A 20,285-nucleotide genomic window follows, 5' to 3' on the forward strand; every position below is an offset into this window, starting at 1 on the left:
ATCGCATCTTCGATGCGCTCCGACCTCCCCCGCAAGCGGGAGAGGTGCAGCGAGTCCGCGGCCAAGCTGATTTCAACTGACTTCGTCCTGCTCTAGCGCCGCGAAGGGGACCGCCGTGCTCGCCGTTGAAGGTCTGGTCAAGCGGTTTGGCGGCTTTCGCGCCGTCAACAACGTGTCGTTCCGCGTCGAGCAGGGCGAGATCCTCGGCCTGATCGGCCCGAACGGCTCGGGCAAGAGCACGATTTTCAATATGCTCTCCGGCACCTTGCCGCCGACCGAGGGCTCGATCCTGTTCGACGGCCGCGAGATCGCGGGGCTCGCGCCGCACCGGATCATCGTCGGCGGCATCGGCCGCACCTTCCAGATCCCGCGGCCGTTCCATCGCCTCAGCATTTTCGAGAATGTCGTGCTCGCCGGCTTCTATGGCCAGGGCCGTCACAGCCGCGCCAAGGCGGAGGAGGCGGCTGAACGCGCGCTGGCGATGGTTGGGCTACCGACCGATCGCTACAGCAGCGTCGAGGGTCTGGGGGCCGCCGGCCTCAAGAAGCTCGAGCTGGCCAAGGCGCTCGCCACCGGGCCGAAGCTGCTGCTCGCGGATGAAAGCCTCGGCGGGCTCGACGAGGCCGAGATGGACCAGGCGGCCGACATGTTGCGCCGGATCCGCGACGAGCTCGGCATCACCATCATCTGGGTCGAGCACATCATGGGCGTCTTGATGCGCGTGGTGGATCGCGTGATGGTGCTCGATCATGGCGAGAAGATCGCCGAGGGGCTGCCGGCCGATGTCGCCGGCGACGCCCGCGTGATCGAGGTCTATCTCGGCACCGATGCGGATGCGAGCCTCGCAGCCGCGGCCGCCGCGCAGGCGCGCCGCCGGATCGGGGCATAACGGCATGCTGGAGCTGAAATCGATCGATGCGGGTTATGGCAGCTTCCAGGCATTGTTCGACGTCAGCCTCGACGTCAGGGCGGGCGAGGCGGTAGGCGTGATCGGCCCGAATGGTGCCGGCAAGACCACCCTGATGCGCGTGATCTCCGGCCTGATCCGCCCGATCAAGGGCACCATCGCTATGGAGGGCACCGACGTCGTCGCGACGCCTGCGCACCGCATCGTCAGCCTCGGGATTGCGCATGTGCCGGAAAACCGCCGGCTGTTTCCGCGGCTCACCGTGGCGGACAATCTGAAGATGGGCGCCTACATGCCGGGCGCCCGCGCGCACTATGCCGAACGGCTGGAGTTCGTGTTCGAGCTGTTCCCGCGGCTCAAGGAGCGCCTGCAGCAGATGGCCGGCACCATGTCGGGTGGCGAGCAGCAGATGTGCGCGATCGGCCGCGCGCTGATGTCGAATCCGAAACTGCTGCTGCTCGACGAGCCCTCGGCCGGACTCGCGCCGGTCGTGGTGCAGCAGGTGTTCGAGCTGGTCAAGCGTATCCGCGCCTCGGGGCTCACGGTGCTGATCGTCGAGCAGAACGTGCAGCAGGTGCTGCGCGTGGTCGACCGTGCCTATCTGCTGGAAGCCGGCAGCATCCGCGCCGCCGGCACGGCAGCGGAGCTCGCGGCCAGCGACACCATCAAGCAGGCGTATCTGGGGGTGTGAACATGATATTCGAGGAACGGACGGCCCGGCACACCTGCTTATTCTGCCGTCATCCTGAGGTGCGCGCTCTTGCGCGCCTCGAAGGATGGACGCAGCCCGCGGCTCATCCCTCGAGGCTCGCTACGCTTGCACCTCAGGATGACGGCGACACCAGCCCGGCTAGAAGCTGTACAGGTCTAGGGTAGAGTAGCCATGCAATCCTTCCTCGACATCTTCGACATCTACCTGCTGGAGGCCGTCATCAACGGCATCCTGCTCGGCGGCGTGCTGGCGCTGCTGGCGCTCGGGCTCAATTTGATCTTCGGCGTGATCGACGTCACCTGGATCTGCTACGCCGAGCTCGTGATGATCGGCATGTACGGCATGTACTATCTGGTGCAGGTCTTCCATCTGCCATACTGGGCCGCGGCGCCGCTGGTCATCCTGCTGGTGGCGCTGCTCGGGGCCGCGCTGCACTTCTTCGTCATCGCGCCGCTGCTGACCGCGCCGCCGATCAACCAGCTGCTCGCCACCGGCGGCGTGCTGTTCATCCTGCAGAGCTTTGCCACCGTTGCCTTCGGCATCGACTTCCGCAATCTCGGCATCCGCCTGCCGGTGCTGGCGCTCGGCGAGATGAATTTCAGCTACGCGCGATTGCTGTCGTTTGCGGCGGCGCTGGTCGGCATGATCGCCGTCTATTTGTTCCTGACCCGAACCTTCACCGGCACTGCGATCCGTGCCATCGCGCAGGACCGCCAGATCATGCCGCTGATGGGCGTCGATCCCAAGCGCATCTATCTCGTCACCTCGGCGATCGGCGGCGGGCTCGCCGGCCTCGCGGCCTGCCTGCTGGTGTTGCAGTATGACGTGCATCCGTTCGTCGGCCTGTCGTTCGGGCCGATCACCTTCCTGATCTGCGTGCTCGGGGGGCTCGGCAATTTCATCGGCGGCTTCATCGCGGCCTTCGTGTTCGCCGAGATCATCTCGCTCGGCGGCCTGTTCTCCGATCTCGAATGGGGCTACGTGCTGGCCTTCGCCTTCTTCATCGTGATGATGTTCATCCGGCCCGCGGGCTCCTGGCGAGGCGCTCGTGAACAGGCAGGCTGCCGGCTGGATCATTGCGCTGCTCGCGCTCGTCGCGCTGCCCTTCGTGCATCGCGATCCCTATCATCTGCACGTGCTGGTGCTGATCCTGATCTGGTCGTTCGCCTATACATCGTGGTCGATCATGGGCCGCTTCGGCCTGGTCTCGCTCGGCCATGGCGGCTTCATGGGCATCGGCGCCTATGTCACCGCGCTGCTGTGGAATCACCTCGGCGTCTCACCCTGGATCGGCATCCCCCTGAGCATGGCGACCGCGGGCGTGCTCGCGCTTGTTGTCGCCTATCCCTGCTTCCGCTTCCGCATCACCGGGCACTATTTCGTGCTGGTGACCTTGGCGCTGTCCGGCATCGTGCTGCAGGTCATCACCGCGACCCGCGACTATACCGGCGGCTCGCTCGGCTATACGCCGCAGCGCGCCCCGAGCGGCAAGGGGCTGTTCGCGCTGCAATTCGACGACAAGACCACCTGGTACCTGATCGCGCTTGCCGTGTGGGTCGCGGGCCTCGTGATCTGGCGCGCGATCGACCGCAGCATGATCCGCCACGCCATGGAGGCGATCTCGGAGGACGAGGACGCCGCGGCCGCAGCCGGCGTCAACGTCACCGCCGAGAAGCTCAAGATCACCCTGATCAGCGCGCTGATGACCGCGCTGTCGGGCGCGCTGTATTGCCAGTACCAGATGTTCATCTCGCCGGACACCGTGAGCGGCATCGCGGTCTCCCTGCAGATGGTGTTCGCCGCGATCGTCGGCGGCGTCTATGTCGCGCTGGGCCCGACGGTCGGCGCCGTCATCACCATTGTGCTGGCGGAGGTGCTGCGCATCTCGTTCGGCACCAAGGCGGTCGGCTGGGACAACCTGGTCTATGGCGTGCTGCTGGTGCTGTTCATCATCTTCCTGCCCAAGGGCATTCTTGGTAGCGTGATCGACCGGATCAAATCGCCACGCAAGCCGTCGAGAGGCCATGAACAACAAACCGTCCCAATCGCTCGCCGATGAACTGAAGCCCTTCATCGCGCCGTTCCGTTTCGATGGATCGGGCGAATTTCACCTGAAGTCCTACCCGACCGCCGAGAAGGGCGGCATCGACAAGGAGGCCGGCGGCAAGATCATCGAGGCCAACCGCAAGCGGCTCAACGATTACCAGGAGAAGCTGTACGCCCAGGACCGCTGGTCGTTGCTGCTGATCTTCCAGGGCATGGATGCCGCCGGCAAGGACTCCGCGATCAAGAGCGTGTTCGAAGGTGTCAACCCGCAGGGCTGCGAGGTGTCCTCCTTCAAGCAACCGTCGAGCCGGGAACTCGATCACGACTACATGTGGCGCGCGATGATCGCGCTGCCGGAGCGCGGCCGCATCGGCATCTTCAACCGCTCCTATTACGAGGAGTGCCTGGTGGTGCGGGTGCACGCCGAGGTGCTCGCCAAGCAGAAGATTCCGAAGAGGTTGGTGACCAAGAAGATCTGGCGCGAACGCTTCGAGGACATCTCCGCGATCGAGCGCTATCTGTCGCGCAACGGAACCGTGATCCTGAAATTCTTCCTGCACGTCTCCAAGGAGGAGCAGCGCCGGCGGTTTCTCGATCGGCTGGAGGAGCCGGCCAAGAACTGGAAGTTCTCGATGGCTGATATTTCCGAGCGCGCGCTGTGGGCCAAGTACCAGGCCGCCTATCAGGACATGATCCACCACACCGCGACCAAGGACGCGCCCTGGCACATCGTGCCGGCAGACCACAAATGGTTTGCCCGTGCCGTGATCGGCTCGACCATCGTCGGTGCGCTCGACCGGCTCGATCTGAAATTCCCCGTGGTCGACAAGGCCGAGCTCAGCGAATTCAGGCGCGTCCGCACCGCGCTGGAGGCGGAAGCCAAGGGCGGAGCGGCCGAGAAGAATGCGGCGAAAAAGGAGACCGCGAAGAAGTAGGGCGCGAAGAAGTAGAGCGGCGTTCTTTCCGTTGTCGCATCGTGCTCGCGGGTGAGCGAATGGCCGCGTGAGGTGGGCACGCCCGTCAGGCTCCCTCCCCGCAAGGGGGGAGGGAACCCTGCCCCCTTACTCGCCCCACGGCCTGCTTTTGCGTGACGGCATCCACGCGGACAGCACAAGCCGGCCGCAGCGATCGAACTCGCTATTTCGGAATATTAGAAATATATCGCTGAGTTGCCCGACGTGTCAAGCAGCCCGGTCGAACGCCGGTCAGCCCCGGCGCCTTTGCATGGGGTTGTTTTCGATATTTTGGCCGGCGCGTCCCTTACGCGCTAGCCCTTGCGCGAGGGCATCCAGGCGGACAGGAGGTAGAAGCCGATCGCAACGATCAGGAGATAGCGGAAGCCGAGCAGGGTCGAACAGGACTCGGCAAGGCCGCCGATCACGGAGCCCGCGATGTTGGATCCGAACGCCTGGTCGGGATTGGCTTCGTCGCGGAACGAGCGGGCGAAGATCACGCCGGCGAAGAACATCGGGCCGAGCGCCAGCGCGCACGGGATCACGTAGCGCCACACGATGCCGCCGCTGAGGAACGTGTCGAGCGGCACCAGCACCGAGACTGCCAGCAGCGCCAGCAGCCCGGCGTAGTGCCGCGCCGGCCGGGTGGACGGCACCTTGATCACATACAGATTGGCCGCGAGGATCAAGAGCAGCGCGGTGAAGAACACCGCGGAGTTGACCAGCCAGGTGCTGCCGAACAGCAGCGCCATCTGCACCACGGCCTTGGTCTCGAGCAGCATGAAGGCCGCGCCGAGGAAGAACATCCGGTTGTTGGGTCGCCAGGCGCCCTTCGGCTTGAACAGATAGACGAGGCCAAGCCCGAGCACACCGAGCAGGATCATCGAGCGAACCGTCAGGTCGGGGATCAGCCGGCCGCTGACATAGAGGAACGGCCAATCGTCGCTGGTCGATTGCTTGGCGCCTTCATTGTCGACCACCAGCTTGGCCGGCGCCAGCGGCACCCAGTCGCCGCGCTGGGGCGCAGCCTTGTCCTGCGCCTTTTCTTGCGGCTTGTCGAAGCCGTTGACCGACAGGTTCTCCGGCGGAATGCTGTTCAGCCAGAACTTGCCGCGGTCGCGGAATGCGGTGGAGATGCGCGGATTGCAGCCCGCGATGATGGTGGTGAAGCCGACCGCCTCGGACGATGTCAGCGTTTCCTTGTAGGGCAGTGGCAGCACCAGCGGATCGCAGCCGAACACCTGCTTGGCCATCTCGGCGACGCGCTGCACGATCCAGCCCTGGCGGTAGTAATTGTACATCACGAAGATGCCGTCCTGCTTCAGCACGCGGCGGACGTCCTGGAATGCCTGTTCGGTGAACAGATAGCTTTCGAGACGGATGTTGGCGTAGCCGCTGTGCAGGATCAGCGAGTCGACCAGCGCATACACCACGAGATCATATTTGCGTTCGGTGGTGCGCAAGAAATGCCGGCCGTCGTCGAGATGCGGCACTACCCGCGGATCCTGATAGGGCTTGTCGGGATGGTTGTGGATGCCGATGTCCTGGATCGCGGGATCGATCTCGACCGCATCGACGCGCTCGACGCCGAAGCGCAATGCGTGCGCCAGGTCGTTGCCGGAGCCGGCGCCGATGATCATGACGTCCTTGAACGGCGCGCCGCCGCTGTGCTTCTGCAGCAAATGGATCAGCGAATAGGACGAGCCGCGTTCGCTGAACGGCATCATTTCCTGGTGGCCGATGCTGTTGACAGTGATCTCGCCGCTCTTCTTGTTGAGGTCGACGGCGTAGTAGGGCGACCAGCGGATGTCATGGTTGCCGGAGCGATCGGTGTAGAATGCGGTAAATCCGACCACGACGATGATCGTCACGAGGCGCAGCAGCGACAGCGCCTTGTCCTGGTAGAGCAGGTAGGCGATGCCGGCGCAGCTGATGCCGAACCAGACCACCGGCGGCGCCTGCGCGAACGACAGCAGCGAGAACCCCACGATGCCCGCGAGGCTGCCGCCGATATTGAGCGAATAGCCGGCGACACGGTTCGGGTAGGCGTCGAAGGCGCGGCCCAGCGTCTGGCCGAGGCCGACGAACATCAGCGCGATCAGCACGAAGAACAGTCCGGCGATCGCCTCGATCGGCACCACGAACTTGGCGAGATCCGGGTTGCGATACTCGGTGCCGAAGAACACCTCCTGCGGCGAGGCCTGATGGCCGACGTCGACCGCGAACTCGCCCCATTGGAAATACAGCACCATGATCGTGGCCACGGCCGCGAACGTCACGAGGGCTAGCCCCGGAAACAGCGCGAGCCAGTTGGTGGTCCGCCGGGCGGCAAGGCAGCCGCAGGACATGCCGAGGAAGGCCGCCAGCAGCACGATGTTGGTGAAGAATTGCAGGAACACGACCTTGGCCGAGAACCAGCGGATGCAGGCCAGTTCGAGGAACAGGATCAGGAATCCGACGAGGAAGAGATTGAATCCGGCTTGTCGCTGATTGGGTCCTTCGACCGTGTTCGTCGCGGGCATGATCGCCATATCTCCTTAACCAAACAAGGTCGCGCCCATAACACCCGGCCGCCGCCGGCACCCTAGATGCAACCCGTTGAGCAAAGATTGACTTGCCTGCCCGCGTACGCGCGATGGTTGTCTCCGTCCGCGTCACGCATGATGTCATGGTGTAGGAGAGGTTTAGCGGTGAGCGTGTCTGCTTGCGTCATGCAGGACGCGAATGCCCCGGGGGCAAGCATCGACCGCGTGAGGAGAACACCCTCGTTGGCTCCCCCTTGCGGGGGAGGGTGGGAGGAGGGGTAAGGCCCCGGGCGGGATCATGAGAGTATGGCTATCGCAATCTCAGTTGTTGAATCGCACGTCGAAGAGCGTGTCGTGTGGCCACCACTCTCCCTAACCCTCCCCCACAAGGGGGGAGGGAGCCCTTCCGTTGGTTCGTCCCTTACGTGAGTGCGCGGCAGTGCCGCCGCGCGCTCACTCACGCCGCGGCTTCTCCGAACACCATCTGCCAGCCCTTGCGCGTGTCCATGTATTCGCGCACCTGCTTGATGCGGCCCGCCTCGACCACGAACACGAAGCAATAGTCGTTGTCGTAGGGCTTGCCGCCCGGCAGCGTCGCGCGCATGCGCTCCTCGACGATCACGCTGTCGCCGTCGGCATGAACCGCGCGGAAAGCGATGTCGATCTCGGAAAACAGGCGGTGCATCTCGGTCGAGATGAAGCGGGCGATCGCCTCCGCGCCGATCATGTGATCGGTGTGATCGAGCGCGACTGCGGTGGCATTGCGCCCCGGCGCGATCCATTCGGCATCCGGCGCGAACGCGGCGGCAATCAGCGTGGCGTCGCGGGTCCTGAACGTCTGCCAGGCGTTGAGGACGATGTCCTTGTTGGTCGGGCTGGTCATTGCGATATCTCCGGGGTTGATCGATCGACTCGATCTAGGCCGGCGCGGCGGGACGTGCTGGCCGGAATCGGACCTCATCACCAGCGGCCCCTTTCCCCGATCGCGCGATGCGCTAGTGTCCGGCCATGCTCAGCTTCGAGGTCTGCAACGCGGCGCGGCTGCGGCGCGACGTGCGCTATGACGGCCGCTTCTTCACCGCAGTGAAGACCACGCGGATCTATTGCCGTCCGGTCTGTCCGGTGAAGCACCCGTTGCCGCGCAACGTCGCCTACTACCCGACTGCCGCCGCGGCGGAGGCGGCAGGCTACCGGCCGTGCCTGCGCTGCCGTCCTGAAACCGCGCCGTTCTGCCCGGCATGGAATGGCACCCGTTCCACGGTCGCGCGTGCGCTGAAATTGATCGACGGCGGCGCGCTCGAGCGCGGCTCGGTTGCCGCGCTGGCCGACCGGCTCGGCATTACCTCGCGCCATCTTGGGCGGCTGTTCGAGCGCCATGTCGGCGCGAGCCCGCAGCAGGTCGCGACCACCCGCCGCGTCCAGCGCGCCAAGCGCCTGATCGACACGACGAACGATGCGATGACCGAGATCGCCTTCCGCGCCGGCTTCGGCAGCGTCCGCCGCTTCAACGCCGCCTTCGCCGACCTCTACGGCCGCTCGCCGTCGAGCCTGCGCGCGTCTTCGCGCGGGCGGAGGTGAGGGGGCGCGCTCAGCCATGCGGCCACGTTAGGTCAACCCCCCTGACCATCTTTACCCATTGCGGCGGCTCGCCATAATCGTCTAGAACGACGGCGCAAAGCGCGTCCCGGCAACCAACCGTCAATGGTTTTGACCGAGGGTTTTGGCGCTCAACAGGGTTCGGCAATGCTGATTCGCGGCCAAATTGATGGGATTTCGGGGGAGGTGGCACAGGCTACCGCCACGATCCCGGCCGCAACGCCCGCCCTCCTTATTGGCGGCCTGCTTCTTACCTGCCCCTGAGGGCCGGCTGGGCGTCTGCGCCTGGGCACTCAGGGGTTTGTACGAGATCACCGGACCCTGATAATCGCCCAATGTAAACGCTCAAGCAGCAAACATGACGGGCGCAAAGCTCAAAGGAATTTCTGACATGGCCACCGCTGGTAAGTCCGAGAAGGACCGCGTCATCATTTTCGACACCACCCTGCGCGACGGCGAGCAGTGCCCCGGCGCCACCATGACCTTCGAGGAGAAGCTCGAGGTCGCCGAGCTGCTGGACGATATGGGCGTCGACGTCATCGAGGCCGGCTTCCCGATCACCTCGGAAGGTGACTTCCAGGCGGTCAGCGAGATCGCCCGCCGCTCCAAGAACTCGGTCATCGCCGGCCTCTCCCGCGCCCACCCGGCCGACATCGACCGCTGCGCCGAAGCGGTCAAGTTCGCCCGCCGCGGCCGCGTCCACACCGTGATCGCGACCTCGCCACTGCATATGCGGGTGAAGCTGAACAAGACCCCCGAGGAAGTGATCGAGACCTCGGTGGCCATGGTCGCCCGCGCCCGCAACCAGATCGACGACGTCGAATGGTCGGCCGAGGACGCACCCGCAGCGAGATGGACTATCTGTGCCGGATCGTCGAAGCCGTCATCAAGGCCGGCGCCACCACGGTGAACATTCCCGACACCGTCGGCTACACTGTGCCGGAGGAATACACCCACTTCATGCGGACGCTGATCGAGCGGGTGCCGAATTCCGACAAGGCGATCTTCTCGGTGCATTGCCATAACGACCTCGGCATGGCGGTCGCCAACTCGCTGGCCGGCATCGTCGGCGGCGCGCGGCAGGTCGAGTGCACCGTCAACGGCATCGGCGAGCGCGCCGGCAACGCCGCGCTGGAAGAGATCGTGATGGCGATCAATGTGCGGAACGACAAGTTTCCGTACTGGAACAAGATCGACACCACGCAGCTGACCCGCGCCTCCAAGGTGGTGTCGGCCGCGACCTCGTTCCCGGTGCAGTACAACAAGGCGATCGTCGGCCGTAACGCCTTCGCGCATGAGAGCGGCATCCATCAGGACGGCGTGCTGAAGGACGCCTCGACCTACGAGATCATGCGGCCCGAGATGGTCGGCCTGAAGCAGTCCTCGCTGGTGCTGGGCAAGCATTCCGGCCGCCACGCCTTCATCCACAAGCTGGAGGAGATGGGCTACAAGCTCGGCGCCAACCAGCTGGAGGATGCCTTTACGCGGATGAAGGCGCTGGCCGACCGCAAGAAGGACATCTACGACGAGGACATCGAGGCGCTGGTCGACCAGGAGATGGCGGCCGCCCACGACCGCATCAAGCTGACCTCGCTGACCGTGATCGCCGGCACCCATGGCCCGCAGCGCGCGACCATGAAGCTCGACGTCGACGGCCAGATCAAGATTGAGGAAGCCGAGGGCAACGGCCCGGTCGACGCCGTGTTCAACTGCATCAAGCGCCTGGTGCCGCACGAAGCCAAGCTGGAGCTGTATCAGGTCCACGCGGTGACCGAGGGCACCGACGCGCAGGCCGAAGTCTCGGTGCGTCTGGCGCACGAGGGCCGCTCGATGACCGCGCGCGCCGCCGATCCGGATACGCTGGTCGCCTCGGCCAAGGCTTATCTCGGCGCGTTGAACAAGATCGTGATGAAGCGCCAGCGCGACGTCCCGGCCTCCAAGGTCGCGGGCTGACGAGCGAGAGCGATCGACATGTGGAAACGCGGCGCTTCGGCGCCGCGTTTTTGTTTCGGGCGCGCATCTCCCCACCCGTCATCGAGGCGCGCACCGAGCGAGCCTCGAAGGATGCACGGCCGTCGGTCTCTGCGCTTGACGGCCCTTCTGCATCCGATTCCGGCGGTCAAGTGCGAGAGCCCAGGACCCTCTTTTTCCTGGCGGCGGTTGGCGGAGACAGCGCCTGAATGACACGGCATTCGGCAATGCGGCCGCCCTGGCAGGAGTCCAACGTTTCGCGCAGCTCCCGCCGCAATCGCGTCAGCGCCGCGATCTTTCGTTCGGTCACCTCAAGATGCCGAACCACAAGCTGGTCCACTTCCTCGCATGGCTTCTCGCCGTGCGCGGCTAGCTTCAGTAGTTCACGTACCTGCTCGATCGTGAAGCCAAGGTCCCGCGTACGGCGTATGAAGCCAAGCCGTTGGAGATGCTCGGCTGCGTAGCTCCGGTAATTCCCGGCAGTGCGCCGCGGTGCGGGGAGAAGGCCGATCTTTTCATAATAGCGGATGGTTTCGATTTTGGTGTCGGTGGCTCGGCCCAATTGCCCGATTGTCAGCGCATCCATCTCTTGACCCTGTAGCGACTACAGGGTCCTAATATAGCTCGTAAGCCCATCGAGCGACAGGCCGATCATGAGCTCGCATTGTTGCGGACAACATCACGAAGACCTGGGCGGCGATCCGCTTCGCCAGAGCGCGTATCGGCGGGTCCTGTGGTCGGTCCTGGCGATCAACGCCGCCATGTTCGGCGTGGAGGTCGGCGCCGGGCTTGCCGCCGGTTCAGCCTCGCTGCAGGCCGATGCGATCGATTTTCTCGGCGATGCCGCCAACTACGCCATCAGCCTGCTCGTGGTTGGCATGGCGTTGCGCTACCGTGCGGCTGCGGCGCTCGCAAAGGCTGCGACGATGGCGCTGTTTGGGTTGTGGGTCCTCGGGATCACGGCGTGGCACGTCTTGAACGGCACGCTGCCGCATGCAGTCACCATGGGCAGCGTCGGGCTCACGGCGCTGCTCGCCAATACAATCTCATTCTGGCTGCTGTGGCGTCACCGCACGGGAGACGCAAACATGCGCTCGGCGTGGATCTGCACGCGTAACGACGTTCTCGGCAATCTCGCGGTGCTGTTCGCGGCCGCAGGTGTCTTCGGGACCGGCACGGGTTGGCCCGACGTGATCGTGGCGGCGGCGATGGCCGCGCTTGCCCTCCAGGGATCGGCGTCGGTGATGCGACAGGCAAGGTCCGAGTTCAGGTCGAACGCCGATGTGGCGCCAACCGTCGGTTTGCGTCACGGTGGGCGCCCGGCGTCCATGGAGAGGCGTGGGTAAGGGCTGCATCAGCGCCGTGGCAGAATTCATCGCGTCCGCTTGTTCCAGGGGTGGCAACATGGCCTTGCGTCGAGGACCGCTGCTGATGTTCGCGCTGCTGCTGTCCACGACGGCCGCGCAAGCTGGAGAGAAAGATCCCAAGGAGCCCACGGCCATCGTTGAGCTCGGCGGAGCGAGCGAATGGGGTTTGCCGGGCGCCTCCAGTCATGGCCCCTCGCTCGCCGTCGAGTTCACGCCGATCAAGGATTGGCTCGAAATCGAAGGAGGCGTTGATCGCATGTTCCATAGCGGACGTGGCGAGTGGGGTACGGACCTCCTCTTCAAGAAGCCCTTCACCCTGTCGGACAAGCTCGAGTTCATGGTCGGCATTGGTCCGCAATGGACATTTTCGCGGGGAGGGACCCAGACCAGTGCGGAGTTCGCGCTCGACTTCATGTACTGGCCCACCGCGGATCGGAAGTACGGTTGGTTTCTGGAGCCATCATACAGCTACGCGTTCAACCGCGGACACGAGCGATCACTGAGTACCACGGTGGGCCTGCTCATCCCGATCCCGTAGTCGACACAACGCAGTTCGGCTCGATCCCCGCCATTGCGGGCGGAGCGAAGCAATCCATCTTTCCGCTTGTCGATACATGGATTGCTTCGTCGCATTGCTCTCCGCAATGACGGCCGAGGTTGATGGGTTGGGATGAATTCTGGCTTTCCGGGTCATTGTTGGAATCCCATCCCAATAATCCCTCCCATACCGCACTGCTTTGGAATCTTCCGCGCCATCCCCGGCGCTACCCTGCGTGCTTTCCGGGGATGCCGCCCATGCCGCTTGCCTCCATCGACGTCGACCTCCCGCGCGCCGCGACGCCGGCGGAGACCGCGCTGACCCGCCGCGTCGACCTCACCACGCTTCGCCTGTTCGTCGCCGTCTGCGACGAGCAGAACCTCACCCGCGCCGCGCAGCGCGAGGGCATCGCGGCCTCGGCGGTGTCGAAGCGTATGAACGATTTCGAGTTGGCGTTCGGCGTCACGCTGTTCAAGCGGCTCGCCAAGGGCATGGCGCTGACGCCGGCCGGCGAGGCGCTGCTGCATCACGCCCGGGTCACGCTGCTCAATGTCGAGAAGATCGCGGTCGAGCTGTCGGAATATTCGCAAGGCGTGCGCGGCCATGTCCGCATGCTCGCCAACCTCTCGGCGATCGTGCAGTATTTGCCCGAGGATCTGTCCGCCTTCTTCGCGGCGCACGAGCTGCTGCGCGTCGATCTGCAGGAGCGGCCGAGCGGGCAGGTGATCCGCGGCATCGAGGAGGGCGCAGCCGAGATCGGTATCTGCTCGGCCGAAGCCGACAGCCGCGCGCTCGAAGCCTTTCATTATCGCTACGACAATCTGGTGGTGGTGATGCGGCCGGACCATCCGCTGGCCGGCCGCGAGAAACTGCTGTTCACCGAGACGCTCGATTTCGACCATATCGGCCTGCACACCGCGAGCTCGATCTATCTGCGCTCGCAATATGCGGCAAACCAGGCCGGCAAGACCATGCGGCTGCGCATCAACGTGCCCGGCTTCGATGCGGTCTGCCGTATGGTGCAGGCCAATATGGGGCTCGGCCTGATCCCGGACCGCGCCTTCGCGGTCGTCGGCGCGGGCATGGGCCTGCGTGCAATCCCGCTGCGCGACGATTGGGGGCGGCGAGAGCTGAAGATCGTGGTCCGCGGCGCCGCGCATCTGTCCGCGACCGGCCGCCTGATGCTGGACTATCTGCGCACGATCGAGACCGACCGGGTCGGGCGGATCGGCAGTCCGCGCGCTTGAGCTGTCGCTGGAAGGCTGCGCAGAAACTCGATCAGCGCCGCGTTGACCTTGAAGTTCAGCCTCCCACGGCCATCTCGAGGGGATAGCTCCGGGAGAGGTCCATCATGACGGTGAATCAAATCAGGCCGGCGCATGTCGACGACGCTGCGGAGTTGACGCAAATCGCAGCACGTGCGGTGAAGAATGACGGATTCGACGATAACGCTGTCGCACGCTTCATGCCCGGGCTCAGGGTCAACCTCGCGCTCATCGCAGCCGGGCTGGTCTTTGTCGCCGAGGGGGACGACGGCGTCCTGCAGGGCTGGGTGTCGGTGAGGCCGACCGGAATCGGAGGGCTGATTCTCCTGGAAGGCATCTTCGTCGAACCGGCCCATTCGCGCAGGGGCGCCGGCAGCAGGCTTTTTTCAACCGCAGTCGGGCTCTCGCGAAAGCTGGCGGGGAACGTCATCCTGATCAATTCGAGCCCAAGCTCGGTCGACTTCTACGCTCGCCTCGGCGCCAATAAGATCGGCGCCACGCCGTTCGTGTTCTCGCCCGACGTCGAGCTGACGATGTTCGCGTTCACGATTCCGGCAGTTTGAGCGACGAGGACGTCGACCGCGCGAGACCTGCATCAATCTCAATATCTCAGTGCAGAATCTTCACGGAGCAGGGGACTTCCGGTTTACCCTCCACGCGCTACCTAGTGGTCAACGCTTCACCGCAGCGGGTTGCGCGCGAGTGAGTTTGCGATGCCGTCCAACCCACCGCGCCCGCCGGCGAGGTGACATGCAGGAGGTCGATGATGACCGAGATCGTATCCGGCGTACGAATCCCGGACAGCAAGATCGCCCGGGAGGCCGCCGAGCTGGTGCGGCAATACGAAACCGAGATGCTGTTCAATCACTCGGTCCGCGTGTTCGTGTTCGGCGCCCTCAAGGGCGTCAGGCAGAATCTGAAGTTCAATCCTGAACTGCTTTATGTCGCCGCGCTGTTTCATGATCTCGGCCTTGTCGATCACTTCCATAGCGAGACGAAGCGGTTTGAAGTCGACGGTGCCGATGCGGCGCGCGCGTTTCTCAGGAGCCACGGCATCCCAGAGCCGAAGACCGACCTGGTATGGGAAGCGATTGCGCTGCACACCACGCCCGGCATCCCGCAGTTCATGCGGCCGGAAATCGCGCTCACCAACGCGGGCGTTCTGGTCGATGCCGTCGGTGTCGGATACGACGACTATACGGCCGAACAGCGCGACGGCGTGCTATCAGCGTTTCCGCGCGGCGATTTCAAGAACGAGTTCATCGAGGTTCAGACCTGCTCGGCCCTGAAGAAGCCACAGACCACGTTCGGCACGGTCAATTTCGACTTTGTGATGGATCACGACCCCACGTTTCACAGGCCGAACGCCTGCACCCGGATCCGCAACACGCGGTGGCCGAGCTGAGCGGGGCGGCGGACATCATCCGCCGTCAAGCGCGGCGAGGCGGTCGGCTTCCGCGATGTCCTCGACGGTGTTGGCGTTGAAGAACGGATCCAGCGGCTCGGTTGGCCATTCGACCGTGGCCAGCGGATAGCGCGCGGTCCAGCGGTCGATCTTGCGCACATCCTCCTCGACCAGCGCATGGCGCAATTCGCCGCGCAGGCGCACGCTCCAGAGGCCGATCACAGGGTGGGTCTGCCCGCCGGATGAGGCGACCGCGAGCTCGGCATTCTCGGCGGCGCGCGCCTGCTCCAGGCGTGTGACGAGATCGCGCGGAAGAAACGGACAGTCGCCCGCCGCGCTCAGCACCCATTTGGCATCCGGCCGGTTGGCCGCGGTCCAGTCGAGTGCCGCCAGGATGCCGGCGAGCGGGCCAGGATAATCGGCGACATCGTCGGCGACGACGGGAAGGCCGAACGCGCCGAACCGCGCAGGGTCGCCATTGGCGTTGATGATCAGCCCGCTGCATTGCGGGGCTAGGCGGTCGATCACCCGTTGCAGGATGGTGCGGCCCGCGATCTGGCGCATCGGCTTGTCGCCGCCGCCCATCCGCCGCGCGAGGCCGCCGGCGAGCAGCACGCCGGGAATGTCAGTCATTGTCGGTCTCGCCCTTGCGCTTGTGACGCATCGATTCCTCTTCGACATAGTCGAGGTTCTGGTCGTAGACGATCCGTTCCTGGCCCGACAGCGCGATGAAGCGCTTGCCGCGCGCGCGCCCGACCAGCGTCAATCCGACCTGCCGCGCCAGATCGACCCCCCATGCCGTGAATCCGGAGCGCGAGACCAGGATCGGGATGCCCATCCGCACCGTCTTGATCACCATCTCGGAGGTCAGCCGCCCGGTGGTGTAGAGGATCTTGTCGGCCGGATCGACATTGTGGCGGTAGATCCAGCCCGCGATCTTGTCGACGGCGTTGTGCCGGCCGACATCCTCGGTGTAGCAGACCGGCGTGCTCTCCTTGCACAGCACGCAGCCGTGGATGGCGCCCGCTTCCAGATAGAGCGACGGCATCGTGTTGATGGTGTGCGTCATCTGGTAGAGCCAGGAGGTGCGCAGCTCGGCCTTCGGCAGCGCGACCTTCTCGACGGCTTCGAGCAGGTCGCCGAACGCTGTGCCCTGGGCGCAGCCCGAGGTCTGGGTGCGCTTCTTCAGCTTCGCCTCGAAATTGGTGTGGTGCTCGGTGCGCACCACGACCACCTCAAGATCGTCGTCATATTCGACCTCGGTGACGACGTCATCGTATTTCAGCATATTCTGGTTCAGCAGATATCCGAGCGCGAGGTATTCGGGATAGTCGTTGATCGTCATCATCGTGACGATCTCCTGCGCGTTGAGATACAGCGTCAGCGGCCGCTCGACCGGCACCTTGATCTCGGTCCGCGCGCCGGTCTGGTCGACGCCGACCACGCGCTCCGTCAGCCGCGGATCGTCCGGGTCTGGAACAATGGTGGGAGCGGTGGTTTTCGCGGTCACAGGTCGCAGTCCCGATGGGTTCACATGGCGATAGAGCTGGGGATATAAGCACGATCGGAGATGGACTGGCCACTCTCCGCCGCTTCGCCGGAACTGCCATGGATGGTCCGGCCTTGGAGATAACGCCGCAGTTCGCGATCCGGGTCGAACACATCTTGTCGACGACCGAGCATTGAGAGAGACAATGGCGCAGCTTTCGGACGACTGCTTCGCATTCGGCGGGCCGATGATGTCGGTGGACGAGGCCGTCGCGATCATCGCCGCGCGCGTCAAGCCGGTCGGCGAGACCGAGGCCGTTGCGCTGGTGGACGCGGATGGACGTATCCTGGCCGGCGACATTGCCGCGCCGCTGCCGCTGCCGCCCTTCATGAACTCGGCCGTCGACGGTTATGCGGTATCGGGTGCGGACCTGCCGACGGACAGCGAACGCGCGCTTCCGGTCGCCGGCCGCGTGCAGGCCGGTGCATCGGCGCAGCCGGCGCGGGCTGGGCAGGCGGTGCGAATCTTCACCGGCGCGCCGATGCCCGCCGGCACCGACACCGTGTTCATGCAGGAAGACGTGCGGATCGACGATGCCGGCAATGTGATCCTGCCGTCCGGCCTGAAGCCCGGCGCCAATGTGCGGCCGGCCGGCGAGGACATTGCACGCGGCAATGTCGCGCTGGCATCGGGGCGGCGGCTGCGCCCGCAGGACATCGCGGTCGCCGCGGCTTTCGGGCTCACCACGCTCGACGTGGTGCGGCGGCTTCGCATCGGGGTGTTCTCGACCGGCGACGAGCTGGCCGCGCCAGGGAGCGCGCGTGCCGAAGCGCAGCTGTTCGATTCCAACCGCTTCATGCTGATGGCGATGCTGCGACGGCTCGGCTGTGAGGTCGGCGATCTCGGCATCCTGCGCGACGAGCGGGCCGAGCTCGCCGCGGCGCTCAAGCAGGTCGCGCGCAGCTACGACCTGATCCTGACCACCGGCGGCGTCTCGACCGGCGAAGAGGACCACGTCAAGGCCGGCATCGAGCAGGCCGGCTCGCTGGTGCTGTGGCGGATGGCGATCAAGCCGGGCCGCCCGGTGGCGATGGGAATCATCGACGGTACGCCGCTGATCGGCTTGCCCGGCAATCCCGTGGCAAGCTTCGTCACCTTTGTCCACGTGGTGCGGCCGACCGTGCTGGCGCTCTCGGGCGCCGTACCGTCTCCGCTGCTGCCGATGCCGGTCCGGGCGGCCTTCAGCTACAAGAAGAAGACCGGCCGGCGCGAATATGTCCGCGTCTCGCTGCGGCGGGCGGCGGATGGTGCGCTGGAGGCGACCAAGTTTCCCCGCGAAGGAGCCGGCCTGCTGTCCTCGCTGGTCGAAACCGATGGACTGGTCGAGCTTGGCGAGACCGTCGTGCGGGTCGAACCGGGCGATGTCGTCGGATTCCTCGGCTACGCCGGTCTGCTGTAGCGCTGAGAGGCCGCCGAGATCGCGTGGATCGGACGATCGCGCGATTGGAAATTCAGATCGCCCGATAGGCAAACATTAACAACAGCCTGCGCGGCAACCCGACGCTGCTAGAGGCGTTCTAAATATGCTTGCCTGTGGCATGCCAGAGAATAGAGTTGATTCAGCAAGCGCGGTTTGCGCAAGAGCGAGGTTCCAAGGCGGGTTTCATGAGCGGAGACGACGTTCACAAGGTTCGCGCGTTCGAGCATCCCGGAGCGGGCAGGAAGCGGGCGAAAGCCACGCCTAAGGGACGCCAGGTCGATCCCGTGGCCGCGCACGAGATCGAGGTGCTGCTCGCCGACCGGCCGCGGCGGCGCGACCTCCTGATCGAGTACCTGCATCTGATCCAGGACAAGTACCATCAGATCTCGGCGGCGCACCTGGCCGCGCTCGCCGACGAGATGAAGCTTTCGTTCGCCGAAGTGTTCGAGACCGCGACCTTCTATGCGCATTTCGACATCGTGAAGGAGGGCGAGCCTGACATCGCGCCGCTCACCGTGCGCGTCTGCGATTCGCTGACCTGTGCGATGCTCGGCGGCGAGCAGCTCTTGAAGGATCTTCAGTCCCGCGCCGGGCCCGGCATCCGCGTGGTGCGCGCGCCGTGCGTCGGCCGCTGCGATACCGCGCCTGCTGCGGAGGTCGGCCACAACTTCGTCGATCATGCGACCGTCACCAACGTGCTCGCGGCGGCGAAGAGCGGCGACACCCATGTGCATCTTCCGCCCTATGTCGACTACGACGCCTATGTCGCCGGCGGCGGATACGAGCTGCTGGCGCGGCTGCGCTCGGGCGTGCTGCCGCGCGAAGACCTGCTGAAGGCGCTCGACGATGCATCGCTGCGCGGTCTCGGCGGCGCCGGTTTCCCGACCGGCCGCAAATGGCGCGCCGTGCTCGGCGAGCCCGGGCCGCGGCTGATGGCCGTCAACGGCGACGAGGGCGAGCCCGGCACCTTCAAGGACAGATATTATCTCGAGACCGATCCGCATCGCTTCCTCGAGGGCATGCTGATCGGCGCCCATGTGGTCGAGGCGCCCGAGGTCTACATCTACATCCGCGACGAATACCCGGCCTGCCGCGAGATCCTCGATCGCGAAATCGCCAAGCTTCCGCCGGGCGGTCCGACCTTGCATCTGCGGCGCGGCGCCGGCGCCTATATCTGCGGCGAGGAATCCTCGCTGCTGGAATCGATCGAGGGCAAGCGCGGCCTGCCGCGGCACAAGCCGCCATATCCGTTCCAGGTCGGGCTGTTCGGGCTGCCGACGCTGATCAACAACATCGAGACGTTGTGGTGGGTGCGTGACATCGTCGAGAAGGGCGCCGAGTGGTGGAAGAGCCACGGCCGCAACGAACGCCATGGCCTGCGCAGCTTCTCGGTGTCGGGACGCGTCAAGGATCCCGGCGTCAAGCTCGCGCCGGCCGGCATCACCCTTCGCGAACTGATCGATGAGTTCTGCGGCGGCATGGCCGACGGCCACACCTTGCAGGCCTATCTGCCGGGCGGCGCATCCGGCGGCATCCTGCCGGCCTCGATGGACGACATCCCGCTCGATTTCGGCACGCTGGAGAAATACGGCTGCTTTATCGGCTCGGCTGCGGTCGTCGTGCTCTCGCAGGCCGATGACGTGAGGGAGGCCGCGCTGAACCTGATGAAGTTCTTCGAGGACGAAAGCTGCGGGCAATGCACGCCCTGCCGCGCCGGAACCGAGAAGGCGGCGCTGCTGATGCAGCAGCCGGTCTGGGACAAGGAGCTGCTCGACCAATTGAGCCAGGCGATGCGCGATGCATCGATCTGCGGCCTCGGTCAGGCCGCCTCCAATCCGCTGACCTCAGTGATCAAGTATTTTCCGGACGGCTTTCGTCCGCAGCAAGCCGCCGAATAGGCGGGCCGGGCAGGGCGAATTTCGACGAGGATTCGAATGAGCAACGACAAGAACTCTCCGCCGCAGGGTTACGGTCACGACGCCAAGGGCGCTGCCGGAGGAAAGAATGTCCCCGACGGTCGCGTCACCGTCA

17 protein-coding genes and 2 pseudogenes are annotated in these 20,285 nt (G+C 65.1%); 14 read left to right on the plus strand and 5 right to left on the minus strand.

Annotated elements, in window-relative coordinates:
* Positions 1-115 precede the first annotated feature (115 nt).
* The 5 genes and pseudogenes from ALC15_RS37250 to ALC15_RS37270 all read left to right on the plus strand — a co-directional run bounded on the left by ALC15_RS37250 (position 116) and on the right by ALC15_RS37270 (position 4,600).
* Positions 116-889, plus strand: coding sequence for an ABC transporter ATP-binding protein (locus ALC15_RS37250; protein ID WP_050631584.1), 774 nt, complete (start codon positions 116-118; stop codon positions 887-889).
* Between the two features lie 4 nt (positions 890-893).
* Complete coding sequence (locus ALC15_RS37255) at positions 894-1,598, plus strand: ABC transporter ATP-binding protein (RefSeq protein ID WP_050631621.1); 705 nt, start codon at positions 894-896, stop codon at positions 1,596-1,598.
* Between the two features lie 192 nt (positions 1,599-1,790).
* Positions 1,791-2,573 (plus strand): annotated as a pseudogene (locus ALC15_RS42580) (branched-chain amino acid ABC transporter permease); the annotation flags it as partial.
* A 94-nt stretch (positions 2,574-2,667) separates the two neighbouring features.
* Positions 2,668-3,678, plus strand: a complete 1,011-nt coding sequence (locus tag ALC15_RS37265; RefSeq protein WP_050631586.1) for a branched-chain amino acid ABC transporter permease — start codon at positions 2,668-2,670, stop codon at positions 3,676-3,678.
* Complete coding sequence (locus ALC15_RS37270; RefSeq protein WP_050631587.1) at positions 3,644-4,600, plus strand: polyphosphate kinase 2 family protein; 957 nt, start codon at positions 3,644-3,646, stop codon at positions 4,598-4,600. Before ALC15_RS37265 ends, ALC15_RS37270 begins: the two co-directional genes overlap by 35 nt.
* A 332-nt stretch (positions 4,601-4,932) precedes the next feature.
* On the opposite strand, the gene ALC15_RS37275 is transcribed toward ALC15_RS37270, so the two are convergent.
* Positions 4,933-7,140, minus strand: coding sequence for a spermine/spermidine synthase domain-containing protein (locus ALC15_RS37275; protein ID WP_157860973.1), 2,208 nt, complete (start codon positions 7,138-7,140; stop codon positions 4,933-4,935).
* Between the two features lie 460 nt (positions 7,141-7,600).
* Complete coding sequence (locus ALC15_RS37280; protein WP_050631589.1) at positions 7,601-8,026, minus strand: nuclear transport factor 2 family protein; 426 nt, start codon at positions 8,024-8,026, stop codon at positions 7,601-7,603.
* A gap of 125 nt (positions 8,027-8,151) precedes the next feature.
* Between ALC15_RS37280 and ALC15_RS37285 the strand changes: the two genes are divergently transcribed.
* Positions 8,152-8,721 (plus strand): bifunctional transcriptional activator/DNA repair enzyme AdaA, encoded by a 570-nt coding sequence (locus ALC15_RS37285; protein ID WP_050631590.1) that lies wholly within the window; start codon positions 8,152-8,154, stop codon positions 8,719-8,721.
* 409 nt (positions 8,722-9,130) lie between these two features.
* Positions 9,131-10,692 (plus strand): annotated as a pseudogene (locus tag ALC15_RS37290) (2-isopropylmalate synthase).
* A gap of 166 nt (positions 10,693-10,858) precedes the next feature.
* Here ALC15_RS37290 and ALC15_RS37295 read toward each other — a convergent pair.
* Positions 10,859-11,296 carry a MerR family transcriptional regulator gene (locus ALC15_RS37295; RefSeq protein ID WP_050631591.1) on the minus strand — a complete coding sequence of 146 codons (438 nt, stop codon included), beginning with the start codon at positions 11,294-11,296 and terminating at the stop codon, positions 10,859-10,861.
* A gap of 67 nt (positions 11,297-11,363) precedes the next feature.
* Here ALC15_RS37295 and ALC15_RS37300 point away from each other — a divergent pair, with 67 nt between their 5' ends.
* The 5 genes from ALC15_RS37300 to ALC15_RS37320 all read left to right on the plus strand — a co-directional run bounded on the left by ALC15_RS37300 (position 11,364) and on the right by ALC15_RS37320 (position 15,285).
* Positions 11,364-12,056, plus strand: coding sequence for a cation efflux transmembrane domain-containing protein (locus ALC15_RS37300; RefSeq protein WP_050631592.1), 693 nt, complete (start codon positions 11,364-11,366; stop codon positions 12,054-12,056).
* An 85-nt stretch (positions 12,057-12,141) separates the two neighbouring features.
* Entirely contained in the window at positions 12,142-12,615 is a 474-nt protein-coding gene (locus tag ALC15_RS37305) for a hypothetical protein (RefSeq protein WP_128089695.1), read from the plus strand.
* Between the two features lie 257 nt (positions 12,616-12,872).
* Positions 12,873-13,862 (plus strand): LysR family transcriptional regulator, encoded by a 990-nt coding sequence (locus ALC15_RS37310; protein WP_050631622.1) that lies wholly within the window; start codon positions 12,873-12,875, stop codon positions 13,860-13,862.
* Positions 13,863-13,966: 104 nt separating this feature from the next.
* A complete protein-coding gene (locus ALC15_RS37315; RefSeq protein WP_050631594.1) occupies positions 13,967-14,443 on the plus strand; it encodes a GNAT family N-acetyltransferase in 477 nt (158 codons plus the stop codon).
* Between the two features lie 203 nt (positions 14,444-14,646).
* Entirely contained in the window at positions 14,647-15,285 is a 639-nt protein-coding gene (locus ALC15_RS37320) for an HD domain-containing protein (RefSeq protein WP_050631623.1), read from the plus strand.
* A 15-nt stretch (positions 15,286-15,300) separates the two neighbouring features.
* Here ALC15_RS37320 and mobA read toward each other — a convergent pair whose 3' ends face one another.
* Positions 15,301-15,918, minus strand: a complete 618-nt coding sequence (gene mobA, locus ALC15_RS37325) for a molybdenum cofactor guanylyltransferase MobA (protein WP_050631595.1) — start codon at positions 15,916-15,918, stop codon at positions 15,301-15,303.
* Complete coding sequence (locus ALC15_RS37330) at positions 15,911-16,795, minus strand: formate dehydrogenase accessory sulfurtransferase FdhD (protein WP_050631596.1); 885 nt, start codon at positions 16,793-16,795, stop codon at positions 15,911-15,913. Before ALC15_RS37330 ends, mobA begins: the two co-directional genes overlap by 8 nt.
* Before the next feature lie 184 nt (positions 16,796-16,979).
* Here ALC15_RS37330 and ALC15_RS37335 point away from each other — a divergent pair, with 184 nt between their 5' ends.
* Complete coding sequence (locus ALC15_RS37335) at positions 16,980-18,233, plus strand: molybdopterin molybdotransferase MoeA (RefSeq protein ID WP_050631597.1); 1,254 nt, start codon at positions 16,980-16,982, stop codon at positions 18,231-18,233.
* Positions 18,234-18,439: 206 nt separating this feature from the next.
* Positions 18,440-20,152 (plus strand): NADH-ubiquinone oxidoreductase-F iron-sulfur binding region domain-containing protein, encoded by a 1,713-nt coding sequence (locus tag ALC15_RS37340; RefSeq protein ID WP_050631598.1) that lies wholly within the window; start codon positions 18,440-18,442, stop codon positions 20,150-20,152.
* Positions 20,153-20,285 lie beyond the last annotated feature (133 nt).

This window comes from Bradyrhizobium viridifuturi, assembly GCF_001238275.1.
Taxonomy (GTDB): Bacteria; Pseudomonadota; Alphaproteobacteria; order Rhizobiales; family Xanthobacteraceae; genus Bradyrhizobium; species Bradyrhizobium viridifuturi.